General features: G+C 39.1%; 10 protein-coding genes, 2 pseudogenes and 1 riboswitch. Of the genes and pseudogenes, 6 read left to right on the plus strand and 6 right to left on the minus strand.

Annotated features, from left to right (window positions below; genetic code table 11):
- The 5 genes and pseudogenes from L8106_RS28195 to L8106_RS28210 form a co-directional block, all read left to right on the plus strand.
- Window positions 1–712, plus strand: a 712-nt coding sequence (locus L8106_RS28195; protein ID WP_009787985.1) for a DUF1822 family protein, incomplete at its 5' end; no start/stop codon positions are given.
- 24 nt (window positions 713–736) lie between these two features.
- The gene (locus L8106_RS28200) at window positions 737–3,055 is read left to right on the plus strand and encodes a CHASE2 domain-containing protein (RefSeq protein ID WP_083798494.1); all 2,319 of its coding nucleotides are present in this window, start codon (window positions 737–739) and stop codon (window positions 3,053–3,055) included.
- 19 nt (window positions 3,056–3,074) lie between these two features.
- Window positions 3,075–3,896: a DUF928 domain-containing protein gene (locus L8106_RS28205; protein WP_009787987.1), complete on the plus strand. Its 822-nt coding sequence runs from the start codon at window positions 3,075–3,077 to the stop codon at window positions 3,894–3,896.
- Between the two features lie 222 nt (window positions 3,897–4,118).
- Window positions 4,119–4,241: pseudogene (locus L8106_RS32685) on the plus strand (IS630 family transposase); the annotation flags it as partial.
- A 185-nt stretch (window positions 4,242–4,426) separates the two neighbouring features.
- Complete coding sequence (locus tag L8106_RS28210) at window positions 4,427–4,768, plus strand: hypothetical protein (RefSeq protein WP_009787988.1); 342 nt, start codon at window positions 4,427–4,429, stop codon at window positions 4,766–4,768.
- Between the two features lie 183 nt (window positions 4,769–4,951).
- Here L8106_RS28210 and L8106_RS28215 read toward each other — a convergent pair whose 3' ends face one another.
- Window positions 4,952–6,154, minus strand: coding sequence for a glutathione S-transferase family protein (locus tag L8106_RS28215; protein WP_009787989.1), 1,203 nt, complete (start codon window positions 6,152–6,154; stop codon window positions 4,952–4,954).
- 228 nt (window positions 6,155–6,382) lie between these two features.
- On the opposite strand from L8106_RS28215, the pseudogene L8106_RS28220 reads away from it, so the two are divergent.
- A pseudogene (locus tag L8106_RS28220) lies at window positions 6,383–6,730 on the plus strand (RNA-guided endonuclease InsQ/TnpB family protein); the annotation flags it as partial.
- Between the two features lies 1 nt (window position 6,731).
- Here L8106_RS28220 and L8106_RS28225 read toward each other — a convergent pair.
- The 5 genes from L8106_RS28225 to L8106_RS28245 all read right to left on the minus strand — a co-directional run bounded on the left by L8106_RS28225 (window position 6,732) and on the right by L8106_RS28245 (window position 13,751).
- On the minus strand, window positions 6,732–8,813 hold the full coding sequence (locus tag L8106_RS28225) for a cation:proton antiporter (RefSeq protein WP_009787991.1): 2,082 nt from the start codon (window positions 8,811–8,813) through the stop codon (window positions 6,732–6,734).
- A gap of 118 nt (window positions 8,814–8,931) precedes the next feature.
- Window positions 8,932–10,269 (minus strand): ArsB/NhaD family transporter, encoded by a 1,338-nt coding sequence (locus tag L8106_RS28230; protein ID WP_039897475.1) that lies wholly within the window; start codon window positions 10,267–10,269, stop codon window positions 8,932–8,934.
- Window positions 10,270–10,598: 329 nt separating this feature from the next.
- Window positions 10,599–10,734, minus strand: a riboswitch (cyclic di-AMP (ydaO/yuaA leader).
- A 187-nt stretch (window positions 10,735–10,921) separates the two neighbouring features.
- Window positions 10,922–11,287, minus strand: coding sequence for a hypothetical protein (locus tag L8106_RS34380; protein ID WP_009787993.1), 366 nt, complete (start codon window positions 11,285–11,287; stop codon window positions 10,922–10,924).
- Window positions 11,288–11,472: 185 nt separating this feature from the next.
- Window positions 11,473–13,275 carry an SLC13 family permease gene (locus L8106_RS28240; protein ID WP_009787994.1) on the minus strand — a complete coding sequence of 601 codons (1,803 nt, stop codon included), beginning with the start codon at window positions 13,273–13,275 and terminating at the stop codon, window positions 11,473–11,475.
- Window positions 13,276–13,301: 26 nt separating this feature from the next.
- On the minus strand, window positions 13,302–13,751 hold the full coding sequence (locus tag L8106_RS28245; RefSeq protein ID WP_009787995.1) for a hypothetical protein: 450 nt from the start codon (window positions 13,749–13,751) through the stop codon (window positions 13,302–13,304).
- Between the last annotated feature and the right edge of the window lie 308 nt (window positions 13,752–14,059).

Here is a 14,059-nt window from a genome sequence, read left to right on the forward strand (position 1 = left end):
AAAATTTAGCGATGTCGCCGATTTGAATGTGCAACATTTGGGTAAATTTGAGTGTCGTCCGGTTCTTCCTTGTCAACAAGTGGTTTCTATTCCGCTTGAGTCTATGAATCACCGCAGAGGTTATTTTGCTGTACAACTCAATAAGGCTTTAACTGAAGCCAATATTTTAGGTTTTATCAAACAAGTTTATACTGAAGAAGTTCCTTTGAATCAGTTAAAATCTCTTGATTTTTTTCTCAGATATGCGAGTCAAATCGAAAATGCGGTTAAACTTAATCAATGGCTACAGAATACTTTCGAGACAGGTTGGGAAACCCTAGAAACTTTACTTTCTCCTCCGAAAATGGCGTGGCGAAGTAGAAACATAACTTCCGACTCTCTAATACCTGTAAATTCTGACTTGGGAGTTGAACGAATTAAAAAGTTTAATCTAGAACCAACAGGTGAACAGGTGGGGTTATTGGTTCGTTTGCAGCCGAGAACCGAGTTAGAAATGGGGATTGGAGTTGAGTTATATCCGATTAATAATCAAGTTTATTTACCTCAAAATCTACAACTACTGTTACTCGATGAAAATGGAGAAACAGTCATGCAAGCCGAAGCTCGGAGTACGAAGAATATTCAATTAAAATTTAGTGGAGAATCAGGAGAAATTTTTAGTGTTAAAGTAGCTTTAGAAGATTTAAGTATCGTTGAAACGTTTGTGATCTAAAATTGGAGTTGGGGTGAGTAACCAATGATGGAACAGCAAGTTGTCCTAAAGTTAGATGGGAATTTGGAAATTGGGGTAAAAGTAACCCTGGAAATTTGGTTAGTAAACGAACGAGAACTTGAAATTACAGGTGGTTTACCTCCCAATTCCGAACTGGTAACTTGCTTACAACATCATTGGAAAAATTATCGTTCAATTGGAGCTCCTTATCGCATCATAACTGAAGGCATTATTTATGATGGTAAAATCAATCCAGTTGATGCTTGTAAACACTCAGCGAAAGAACTTAGCGATTGCTTTTTAGCATGGCTAGATGCTTCAGAGTTTAAAAAAATTGATCGACAATTGCGAGATTGGTTCAGTCTCAATCAAATGGTTCGAGTGTTAATTCGCACATCAAATTCCCAAATTCAAAAGCTTCCCTGGCATCTTTGGGATTGGGTGGAGTCTCGTCAGGCTGAAGTGGCTTTTAGTTCTTTAGAATATAGCAGTATTTCATCTCCACCTCTAAATCCTCAAGTGAGAATTTTAGCAATTCTGGGTCATAGTGAAGGGATAGATGTTGAACAAGATCGCCGTTTACTGGAGAGTTTACCAGATGTCAATCTTGTTTTTTTAGTTGAACCAAAACGCCGAGAAATTAATCATCATCTCTGGGAAAAAACTTGGGATATTCTATTTTTTGCTGGACACAGTGAAACCCAAGATGATCAAGGGAAAATTTATATTAATCCTCAAGATAGTTTAACCCTTAATGAGCTTAAATATGGTTTAAGGCAAGCGGTTAAATCTGGATTGAAAATAGCGATTTTTAATTCCTGCGATGGATTAGGATTAGCAAAAGAACTGAGTAATTTGCATATTCCTCGCATGATTGTTATGCGGGAAATTGTTCCAGATAAAGTAGCTCAAAGCTTTCTAAATTATTTTCTAACTGCTTTTGCAACAACAGGAGAATCTTTTACATTTGCAGTACGAAAAGCACGAGAACGTTTACATGATGATTTGGAAAAAGAACTTCCCTGTGCGAGTTGGCTTCCGGTGATTTTTCAGCATCCAACAGCGCGATCACTAACTTGGGAAAAGTTGTGTAAACCCCCAGAAAAACCTCAACCTCCACTCCCAAAACCCCCGCGATCACAATGTAAGAATTGGATAAAAATATTAACAATCAGTGTGATTATTACCAGCCTCATTGTAGGGATGCGATCGCTGGGAATTTTACAAACTTGGGAACTCAAAGCTTTAGATGCGTTAATTCGATTACGACCCGATGAACAGCGTGATCCTCGCCTTTTAATTGTTACCGTAACCGAAGAAGATATTCAAGCTCAAAATCCTGATGAATTACGAGGTTCTTTATCCGATACAGCACTAAAACAGTTATTAGAAAAACTCAACCAATATCAACCGAGAGTGATTGGTTTAGATATTTATCGTCCTTTTCCGGTTAAAAAAAATCAGCAAAAATTAGCCAATCTCTTAAAAGAGGATGAAAAATTAATTGTTGTTTGTGAAGTTGGCGGCGGTGAAAATAATCCTTCTATTTCCCCTCCCAATGAAGTTCCGCTTCAACAAATTGGGTTTAGTGATGCACCTATTGATCCCGATGGAATTGTTCGGCGTCAGCTTTTAGGAATGAGTCCCAATTCTGAATGTAATACAGACAAATCCTTTAGTTATCAGGTTGCTTATCGTTATCTCAAGGCTGAAGGAGTTGAATTTCTACGCACTTCACAAAAGACTTTTCAGATTGGTTCGGTTGAGTTTAAAAAGCTTAAACCTACAACGGGAGGTTATCATCAATTAGATGCAATGGGATATCAAATTATGCTGAATTATCGATCTTCCCAAGCTCCCGCTCAAACTGTTACATTAAGTGATATTCTCAGCGATCGCTTTGATCCGAGATGGATTCAAGATAGAATTGTTTTGATTGGTACAACGGCTCAGAGTATTGATGATGGTTTTCTAACGCCTTATAGTGCAGGATATTCACCGATTAAATATAGTCCGGGTGTCTTTGTTCAAGCTCAAATGATCAGTCAAATTCTCAGTGCAGTTCAAGATAATCGACCTTTACTCTGGGTGTTACCAAAATGGGGAGAAATACTCTTGATTTTAGGCTGTGCAGTTATCGGAGAAATCCTATTAATTTTCTACTTTGGTCAGCAAAACAATATAAGATTCTATCTGATTATTGGAAGCGTCAGTCTTGTTTTTATCAGTGGTATTGGATATATTGCCTTAACACAAGGGGGGGGTTGGATACCGATTGTTCCGTTAGGATTGGCGTTAATGTTACCCAGTGCAACAAAAGCTATTTCTCCCAAGATTCTATAATTAACTTATTTAATGAACAATGCCACCAACTTATTTATACTTGACAACTTTATTAATTTTTCCAAGCTTGACTGGACAAATAAATGATCTTAATGAGAATATTCCCCAGAACAGTTCAGTTTTAATGCTTGCTGAAAATGACAATCCAGAAGAACCGGAGTTCGAGGACACGGATAATCTAAAAGATACTATAGGTGCAGCAAGTCGTTATAATTTTGAGGGAGATGGTAGACCGCAACCGGGTAATCGGAAAGGGGGGGCAAGTCGTGGAAATTGTCCTCCAACTCAGCCGTCTTTGACAGCCTTAATACCAGCAATAAATTTAGGCTTAACAACCCAAAAATATCCAACGTTCTGGTTTTATATTCCTTACAGTTATGAAGATCTCTCCCAAGCCGAGTTTATGCTTTTAGATGAGAATCAACGTCCCACTCTTGAAAAACCGATTTCAATTGAGTTATCAGAAACGCCTGGAATTATTGGAGTGACGTTACCCTCAACTGTAAAACCCCTAGAACTAGAACAGGAATATCATTGGTTTTTTGAACTGGTATGTGATTCTGAAAATCCCTCAAATAATCCGAGAGTTGATGGCTGGATCAAACGAGTTCAACCCAGTCAAGACCTACTTACTCAATTAGACAATAATCAAGCCGAACAGAGTTATTTAATCTATGCAAAAAATGGAATTTGGTATGATGCTCTGACGAGTATTATTCTGACTATACAGGAGAACCCTAGTAATTCTACTCTCAAAAATGACTGGTTTAATTTACTAGAATCTGTAGAGTTACAAGAACTCATTGATAGTTCCATCACAGACTGTTGTTCACCACGATAGATGTAGTTGGCGATCCAATAGCAAATGGACAAAAAACAACGCTGGTCGTATAATTCGATGGCTTTTAATCCCACATTCCGCACTTCAAATTGAAGTATTGATGATTAGATAAAAGATTCTCTCAATCATGATAAAAAACTTCAAATATGGCGCTACGCATTATGGTTAGGACATTGTTATAATAGGAACGAAGTTGGAAAGTAATCAAGCGATCGCGACTCTATGCCAGCATCTTATAGTTATGATTTACGTCAAAAAGCAATTAAAGCTATAAAAAGAGGACACAAAAAAATTCCGGTTTGTTGTTTGTTTAAGATTAGTCGTAATACTTCAGATCTATGGTTAAAAATAGAAAAATAAACAGGTGATTACGCAGCGAACGTCTGTCAGAAGATGTATTAATTTGTTTATTTGATGGAGAAGTAAAAACCATAGATATTTCATTAAAACCAGAAGGTTTACATTTTGGTCTTAACAACGCTCAGAAAGGTGAATTATGCCGAGAGTCAAGAAAATTAGATAGCACAGAAATGAGTGATAGGAAAGTTAATATTCAGTGGAAAGATAAGAGTAAAAATGTAGTTGATATTAACGAGTTAGCCCAGAAAATCAAGGATGAGTTGAAAACACAAAACCAGAGAAACGAAAATGATACTTTTACATCTGCTCAATTTGCTCTACAAATGGTTCAAGGTGCAGAGAAAATTAGGTTTGTAATTATAGCGGCTTGCAAGCCGGGGCTTCACTGTTTGCAAGCCGCTACAGCTAGACGGAATCGCCCTTCGGTTGTCAGCGACGATCGCTCTCGTCCGGCACCCAAATGGCTTACGACCCAAAAATATTTTTATGGGAAATTTTATGATCGTGGCTGATGCTGTTCTTGGGTTGGAAAAGTATGATGGGGCGGAATGCAGCGGCGCTCACCCATTGCCATCCAACTTTTAGGGTAGTTGCTGCAAGGCCTGCCCGTGTTGGGTTGGGTTGTCTGGGGTGAAAAATAGAATGTAATGTAACTATAATTTGGGGTAAAACTTTCGCGTTGATCTTCCCCGAATTTAGGAGGCAAAATTGACTGGATCTTGATCTCGCCGATGTTGAACCGGAATGGGAGAACCTTGGCTAACGCCCACTAAAGCCGCCGTTTCTTCTAACGCTTCTCGCAGACGTTTGGCGGCATAGATCGACAGATCTCGTGGCACATTAATACGATCGCGCAAATATCGCAAAGCCACATCAGACCCAGAAGGCGGTATTGAAATTTCACCCGTCATCATGTAAGTTAAAGCACATCGTAGAGCTTCATCAAACAACTGGTCATCAGCGGGATTAACTTTAATAATATTACTACGGTGTTTAATCACCCGTTGTAGCGCTTCAGCACGAGAGTTTTCCGGTTCAGGATACTTCACATCCGGCAGTCCCATCCAAGGGCCGTTATCCACTCGTATTTGATTAATTCGGGTTTGGGGTTCACCGTTTTCGTAACAGCCTCCCATTTGGGGCGGTAAGTCGTGAACATGAGTATGGAAGTCGCTCTGAGTTCCTCGGTAAGTGGGGCGGCTTTCCATTGCATCAAACCAAGCACTAAAACCCGGATTTTCTTCTCGCATGGAGTAGCCTTTGTAGTAGTACAAACTGGCATTCATCCGTTCAACATAGGGCGTAAAAACCACATCAGCCGTGGAAAACTCCTCTAGGAAGTAGGGGCTAGGTGTGCGACCGAGAGCCTCTTCAACCCTTCCCATTACCCCAATAAATTGTTCTTTGTTGCGTTGATCTTGTCCTGGCGAGCGCGTTGGATAACATAACCAACCACACCAAGCCCTAAACAGAAGTCGCTCCAACTGTCGCAACGGCAAAACTTTGGGGTCGTTCATTCCGAAGACTAAGGGGCCAAACACCTGTTCGACGGCCATTAATATATCATCACTTTCGGTAATCATACGACCATCAAGTTCAAGGGCAGGTAACATACCAGAAGGTACTTTACGCTTGTACCAACTCTCTTTAGTGCCATAACAGAACATGGTGACTTTTTTGATGCGGTAAGGAATCTGTTTCTCCTCTAGCCATAGCCAGACTTTCTGACAGTAAGGACACCAAGCATGATTATCGCGATAGAGAGTTACGCGCACATCAGACTCGTTTTGACCAAATAGACGTAAACGCGCTTGAGCATTTGTCGGGCCGTTAACGGTATCAATCTCAAAGTTGGTGAGGGCTTCTAGTTCTGCCCAGGTAAGAGGACGAGTCGTCATGACTATAGATCTATTAATATCAAAGAAATTTTATCAACTTTTCAGAAATTTAGCCCCAACGACTTGACATCAAGCTTTGAGGGGTTCTCTAGCAGCACTTGCCCCTGATTAACCTTAATTAAGTTGTAGGATAGGCGGTACGATATTCGGGTCTTCCCAAACTAGGGTTAAGTGATGACCAATGTGGTTATCAGGAGAGGATTGATAAAAACGTTTCAAAGTATGCAGATGATAGAGAAAGCCTGCCGTTACCGATTCTATCCAACTTCTGAACAGGAAAACTTGTTGAGAAGAACATTGGGGTGTGTGAGACTGGTGTACAACAAGGCACTAGCGGAACGCACTCAAGCGTGGTATGAACATCAAGAACGAGTAGGCTATTCTCAAACTTCTTCAATGTTGACGAAATGGAAAAGAAAGGAGGAATTAGACTTCTTGAACGAGGTCAGTTCAGTTCCACTTCAACAAGGATTGAGGCACTTACAAACCGCTTTTGCGAACTTCTTTGCGGGTCGAACAAAATACCCAAACTTCAAGAAAAAACGCAACGGTGGCAGTGCTGAATTCACGACTTCTACTAGATTTGCGGTTCACCGAACATCACAACCGAACATTCTAGGTTTTGCATGACCTCATGGGTAACGCTACTCACCGCTAAACCCCCTGCTGTGCGCCGACGTTGCGATCGCAAAACAACGAGATCAAATCCTTTGGCTTGGTTTAAAATCGTTTCTACGACATCATTGGTCGCCTTGACGATCACATTAGACTTGATTTGAGAGCTTTCAGCGCTGAGAACTTCAGTGAGTTCCCTTTTGATCAGGGTAATTTGATCACTGGAAGTTTGAGCGGGACAAATCTGTAATAAAGTGACCGCCGCTTGATTGGTATAAGCCAAAAGTTGAGCAAAACGAATGGTTCTAATCGTTCGCGGTGCAATACTTTTTACTAAGACTAAAATCTGCCGAATTTCTACAGGTTCTTGTAACAGTCGCATCACTGCTACCGGACAATGAGATGACCAAAATACACTATCAATTAGGGTTCCAAAAAGTCGCGCTCTTAAACTACTGGTTTCACTCCAACCCATGACAATTAAACTCGCCTCTTGTTCGCAGGCTGTCCGAATAATTCCTGTCGCAACATCACTATCAATTCGCAGAATAGGATCGGTTTTAATGTTAAAGGCTTTCCCCACTTCTACCGAACGTTTTAATAAGATGCGATTCTGCCGTAAATTGCTTTGCAGTTCGGGTTCATCCATGTGAACTTGGTCGTGAGTTGCGATCGCTAAAGAGACTATTGAACCGCCTTCGTGACGAGCAATTAAAGCCGCCATTTCCATTAAATAACCTTGAGTATCGGGGTTGGAAATGGGAACAACAACTGTAAAAGGTGGGGGTTCTTGTGCTTGTTGTTGACGATTTTCCCACCAAATTAAAGCTTGATTGGGATTAAGAGGAAGTTTAGGTTTGAGGGTCAGCAAACGGGGCGCATATTGTTGAGTCAGCAACGGGCCAAGAATCGAGGTTGCCAACATTAAAACAATAATACTATTAAAGACTTGTTCATTGAGTAAACCCACATTAAAACCTACTAAAGCTGCGGCTAGAGTTGTGGCAACTTGAGGTAGAGAAAGTGACCAAATCAAGAGAGTTTCATCTAAGCTATAACCGTAGAGTATTTTGACAGTCCAGGCGGCAATAAATTTACTAACAATCAATCCTAAAACAATGGCTAAAGGCAAGGTAAAATTTGTGGTTAGGGTTGAGATAAAAACTGGAACATTCAGAAAAAGCCCCATCGCAATAAAGAAAAAAGGAATAAACAATACACTACCCACAAATTCCACTTTTTCTTTAACTAAGCTATTTCCGACCGCATCGTTAACCGCTAAACCCGCTAAAAAGGCTCCGACAATTTGATCGACTTGAATAATTTGTGCGCCAACAGAAGCAAGAAACACTGACAATAAAACAAACAAAAATTGATTACCTTCTTCGCTTCCATTTCGTTTAAAATAGGCTTTTCCTGCCCAATCAAAACCAAATAAAACGATAGCCGAATAAATCGCTAAGGTTCCCAACTGCCAACTCAAACTAAAGAGTGAAAATTCTCCGGCTTGTACCGAAACACAAATTGCTAAAACTAATAAAGCACTAATACTGGTAAAAATCGTGGCGCCAACACTGATAATAATCGGTTCAGTATCAATTAATCCTAAGCGTTGCACAATGGGATAAGCAAGTAGTGTATGAGAAGCCAATAAAGAACCAATTAAAATCGCTGCATTCCACCCAAAACCAAACCATAAACCTATTGCAACTCCCGCTAGCATCGGAAAAATAAAGGTCGAAATTCCAAAGCCAATGGAACGATTTTTTTTGCTTTGAAACTGCACCAAGTCAATTTCTAAACCCGCCACAAACATCAAGTAAATTTTCCCAATGTCTGATAGCAATTTCATGGTTTCAGACTGAGAATTTAACAACCCTAAGCCATGTTCTCCTAAAACCACACCCGCTAATAATAATCCGACTAAACCCGGAAGGCGTAGACGTTCAAACCAGGGCGGTAATGTGAGAGAAACCAGGAGTAAAATCGTAAAGGTAACAATGGGGCTATCCGGTAGCCAATTGAATAGTTGCATCGTTGGCATCCATTGCTCAAAATAAATACTAACGATAACCTATTTTTGAGACAATTCACAACTCAACTCAATTTTTTTTAAAATCAAGTCCAAGTTGAACATTTTTCTAAAAAGTTTAAGCTTTTCTCTATTTCAAAAACATAATTCTGACATATAGGGAAGCGACTATCAGTTGAACACCCATTACAGGTAATCCATATTTGATAAATTTTTTAAATGAAATAGTGCGACCATTTTGTTCAGCAATTCCTGCTGCAACGATATTAGATGAAGCCCCCAGTAATGTCCCATTGCCGCCTAAAGTTGCACCATACATCATCGCATAAAATAAAGGTAAAACTTCAAGGGGTAATTGTCCTTCAAAGCCAGGAGTGAGAATTTCCGCGCCTGCTAAACCAACATTTACTAAATATTGTTTGAGGAGAGGAACCATTGCCACAACGAGGGGAATATTAGGAATCACACTAGAAAATAGTCCGACAAAAAACAGTAAAATAATTGAACCCAAAGCAATATTTTGACCAATTAAAGTTGCTAAAACTCCGGATAAACTGTTAATCACTCCTGTTTTTTCGAGTCCGCCAATCAAGACAAAAGTAGACATAAAAAACAGTAAGGTACTCCAGTCTAGATCTCGGAGAATATTATTAATAGAATCAATATGACTGTGATGGGCTAAAAGTAATGCTAAAGCCGCACCAAGTAAAGCGACAGATGCTGGAGAAATAGGAATCGGTAAGGATTCTCCAATGACAAAGAAGGTGACAACAAAAGCAACAATTAAACCTCCAATGGCTAAAGTTCTTGGATGATTAATTTTAGGTTGAGGAAGTTTTTCGAGGTTTTGAAATTTACGATTCCAAATTGTAGGGAATAAAATCGGCAATAAAAAGATGATACTCGCTACAGCAATTGCACCTCCTAAGCTGAGACGAAGTAAATAATCTGTAAAACTGAGGTTAATTGCATCCCCAACAATGAATGTAGCCGGATCTCCAACTAAGGTTAATAATCCAGCACTGTTGGCGACAAACACCATTAAAATTAGCAAGGGAACAAAGTCTATTCCGATATTTGTAGCAATCGGGGGAATGAGAGGGGCGAGTAACATTACAGTTGTAGCATTAGGAAGAATCGCACAAATTGGAGTCGTTATGGCGACAATTCCTAGAAGTAATCGTTTCCCTTCTCCTTTGGATAAAATGACCATTTTTGTAGCTAAATAGGCGAAAAAATTAGTAGGTTCAAAGGCACGAACTAATACCATTACTCCAAAAAATAAGGCGAGAGTTGGAAAACTTTGACTAATGTAGTTAACGGCTTCTGGTAAAGTCATTATATGCACAAAAATCAAGATTAATGCACCCAGAAATGCAGCAATAGTTAGGTGCAAAAAATCAGTCGTAATAAAGAAAATTACGCAGATAAATGTTGTGGCTGCGATGAAAGAGTTCATTGTACCCATAGTAGTAAACCTGTAAGGAATTAGATTGTGTTTCGAGGAATTAATTAACCTTTACAAATTTAGACTTCTCGGAGAATAGCCAAGATTGGATAACCGAGAAATCTTAACGTTTTAAGTTGGGTTTGAGAAGTTTGAAAAAAGTTTCACCCCACTCAACCCACTGACTCATTGACATAATTCAACCCAAGTCGAGTTGTATAGACTTTCAACCTAAGCCATCAAAAGTTTATGTTTTACAATGCCTCAATTAAACAAATAGGTACACAGAAGCGAGCAGTACCAATGGTTTCAACCGAGAGAATCAAGACATTGTAATCTGTGTCGATTCTTCAGTCTTCCCTCAAGGCCGACGGAGTTAGCTGACGGGCTAGGGTTGAGAGATACCCTTCTTGACTCATCAGGAGTCAGAGATACGCCCCAAAATTTGGTTCCTCCGCTTTTCATCATTCTCAGCACTTTTGTTAAGGAAATGATGATAAATTAGGCTGACTTGCTCTTAATGAAAGTAGCATAACATATTTTGAGTCAAAGGAAAAGATGAGTATAGAATTAATTAAGACTTGTCTATAGACTGCTAATCCCCAGCTTTTTGAAAAACTAGGGATTTTATATTACTGATTAATGAGAATTTACACGAATAAAGTGATTAAGCTTACCGCCAATTACGATTCCCATCTTCATCAACTCGCGCTTGACGAATGACATCAGAAATTTCTTCAGCATCACGTACATGGTGTAACGCTTCTTTTTCCCCATCTTCATCTTCTGCAATAAAATAAGTGGGAACCACGACATGATCTCCAGTCACATCCGGCGCATTAACAGCAACTTGTTTGGCTTTTTCTTCGATAGACATCGAATCATCAATGCGTTCACCGGGGTTCCCCGTGAGGTTGTTTCCCTTTTCTTTTAATTCTGCTTTATGTTGACGCTTTTGTTGAGGATCAACTTCCTCGGGTTTCATCGGTTGTTGAATCTCAGAATTTTTTTGTTGTTCATTTCTTATATCACTTGGCATTACTTTAATCTCCTAATTATCAATACATTCAAAATTTGAATCTTCTATAACTATAATCAACTGGGGGCTAGACTTTCATCCTGCTTTAGGAGTAAACTTTCAAAAAATTTACCCTGTTTCCTCTATCTTCTGAGAGAAAAAGCCGATCAAACCCCACTTTCACCTTTAGGGAATTGATCAAAATCTTAATTAATCGGTTGTAAACCATACAACCACACAATTAATAAAGGTGTGACAATTGCCATCAATAAATTCAGGGGTGCGCCGACACGAAAGAAGTCTAAAAACTTGTATCCTCCAGGGCCATAAACCATCGTATTTGTTTGATAGCCAATCGGAGTCATAAAGCTATTAGAAGCGGCAAATGTAACCGCAAACATAAACGCTAAAGGATTAAGATTTAGAGTATTAGCAACTTCTACTGCAATCGGAATCATCAACACAACCGAAGCATTATTAGAGAGAATTTCGGTGAGTAGAGAAGTAGCAATAAAGAAAAAGGTTAAAATCCAATAACCGGAAAGATTACCGCCTAAACCAACAATGAAATTCGCGAGTAATTCGGTGGCGCCGGATTTATCCATTGCGGTTCCTAAAGGAATCAAACCTGCTAATAAAAAAATCACATCCCAACGCACCGCACCATAAATTTCACCCGGTTTAAGACAACCTGTAACAATCATTAAAATTACGCCAGTTAAAGCTGTTACTAAAATAGGTAGCCAGTTAAAAGCCGCAACAAGAATAACTGCAACAGTAATTAATACCGCAATCAATGCTTTATCAGTACGAATTTTTTCAACATTTTGTTGTTCTAAAACCAGAAGTTCCCGAGTTGTTTGTAAACCAATAAAACTTTGTTTTGGCCCTTGAACTAATAACAAGTCACCAAAACGTAAGGGGATTCGACCTAAACGACCTTGTAATAATTCTGCCCCTCTACGAATCGCTAAAACCGTTGCATTATAGCGTTGTCGGAAACGTAAATCTTTGAGTGTTGTCCCAATTAACCGAGAGTTTGATAAAATTAAAACTTCTCCGATTCTTTCTTCTTCCGAGGTTAAAATAGATTCTATTTCATCATTTTTAAATTGAATATCGGGTAATAAACTTAACCCTCGTTCTTCCCGAATTTTTAGTAAATCTTCTTTACTACTCCGAATCACTAAAATATCCCCAACACCTAAAACTTTATCGCCCAAGGGTTGAGAAAAACGCACATTATTTTGAATGACTTCTAGAACATCAAGATCAAACTTACGTTGAATTTCACTGCGGCTGAGAGTTTGTCCAACAAGACTAGAACGAGGGGTAATAATTAATTCGGTAAAATACTCTTTAATATCATAATCTTGACCTAGAAATTCATTCGTTAGGGGTTTACGATTGGGGATGAGTTTCGGGGCAATAAAAGCCAAATAAATTAAACCGATAATAAAAGTAATAATTCCAAGCTTTGTAAACTGAAAAATACTAAATTCACCATACCCTAACTTTTTGGAAACACCACTTGCTAAAATATTAGTAGATGTTCCGATTAAAGTAATCATTCCCCCTAAAATCGTGACAAAAGAAAGCGGCATTAACAACTTAGAAACAGAAATTCGTTGTTTTTTACACCAATCTTCAATAATCGGTAAAAAAATAGCCACCACAGCAGTATTATTAATCACACCGCTAATCGGGCCGACAATAATTCCCATAGCAATAATTTGCTGAGTTAGGTTATTTCCTCCCCATTTTGTTAATCCATCTCGGGCAACTTGTACAACACCTGTACGGGTAATTCCAGCACTCAAAATAAACATTGCCATGACGGTAATGGTTGCTGAGTTGCCAAAACCTGCAATTCCTTCTTCCGGTGTCACTAATCCGAATAGCATTAAAGCAACAGCAACACAAATCGCGGTAATATCAACTGGAAGCCACTCGAAAATAAAACAGGTTAATGCAATAACTAATAAACCAAGCGTCAAGATAATTTCCATAAAATCTCCAATCAAGATTTGTGAGACTAGAAGGGTAAAAGCAGACCTAAAGCAATCATCAAGCTGGCAATCACAATTCCTTTAGTTCGACCCAAACTGAGAAATAATCTTCTTTGAATTAACCAAAACATCACACTTCCACTTGTACCACCCACGAGAAGGCTAATCATCGAAATTGCCGAAATTTTCAGTGCAGTTAGTGGGACAAAAATCGCGATTGAAGCAATCAGAATTACACTCACGAGGGTTAACACTGTCCAGCCAATTAAAACCGTTTCTAGAGTAGAATATCCAATGCTAATTCCGGCGGCTATCAAACCGATTCCCACCATAAGAGGTGTTGTAGTTAGCTGAATCATATCCAGATACCAACTCATTCCGGCTGAGATAGAAAATAACAAAATTATTTCTACAAACTCTTTAACTCTGAAAGTTTGTTCAAGATTTAGAGTTGCTTTTGACTGAGTTTTGCTCATATTTTCTCCAAATGTATTGAGTTTATTTTTGGGGTCTAGTTTTCTAAATTGAGAATCCCCCGCACAAAGCAGGGGATACTTGAGTGTTCTAATTTAACAAAATTTTAGTGAGAAGCTGACCTGTTGGGGGAAAATTTCCCCTCTCAACTAACTCCAACCCAACTTGAAACCCAACTTTAAATTACTGTGCAGGTTCTTCGACAGTGGGTTCCATTTCTTCAGTAGAATAAGACTCAGGTTGCATTTCTTCGTCGGTAGAGTAAGACTCGGGTTCAACGCTAGACTCAACTTCACTCATCTCGCTAGCA

This window comes from Lyngbya sp. PCC 8106 (assembly GCF_000169095.1).
Taxonomy (GTDB): Bacteria; Cyanobacteriota; Cyanobacteriia; order Cyanobacteriales; family Microcoleaceae; genus Capilliphycus.

What these genes read in the sequence shown, in the direction of transcription:
- L8106_RS28200 (WP_083798494.1), top strand. Translation starts at nt 737, where the DNA reads ATGATGGAACAGCAAGTTGTCCTAAAGTTAGATGGGAATTTGGAAATT.
- L8106_RS28205 (WP_009787987.1), top strand. Translation starts at nt 3,075, where the DNA reads ATGCCACCAACTTATTTATACTTGACAACTTTATTAATTTTTCCAAGC.
- L8106_RS28210 (WP_009787988.1), top strand. Translation starts at nt 4,427, where the DNA reads ATGAGTGATAGGAAAGTTAATATTCAGTGGAAAGATAAGAGTAAAAAT.
- L8106_RS28215 (WP_009787989.1), bottom strand. Translation starts at nt 6,154, where the DNA reads ATGACGACTCGTCCTCTTACCTGGGCAGAACTAGAAGCCCTCACCAAC.
- L8106_RS28225 (WP_009787991.1), bottom strand. Translation starts at nt 8,813, where the DNA reads ATGCCAACGATGCAACTATTCAATTGGCTACCGGATAGCCCCATTGTT.
- L8106_RS28230 (WP_039897475.1), bottom strand. Translation starts at nt 10,269, where the DNA reads ATGGGTACAATGAACTCTTTCATCGCAGCCACAACATTTATCTGCGTA.
- L8106_RS34380 (WP_009787993.1), bottom strand. Translation starts at nt 11,287, where the DNA reads ATGCCAAGTGATATAAGAAATGAACAACAAAAAAATTCTGAGATTCAA.
- L8106_RS28240 (WP_009787994.1), bottom strand. Translation starts at nt 13,275, where the DNA reads ATGGAAATTATCTTGACGCTTGGTTTATTAGTTATTGCATTAACCTGT.
- L8106_RS28245 (WP_009787995.1), bottom strand. Translation starts at nt 13,751, where the DNA reads ATGAGCAAAACTCAGTCAAAAGCAACTCTAAATCTTGAACAAACTTTC.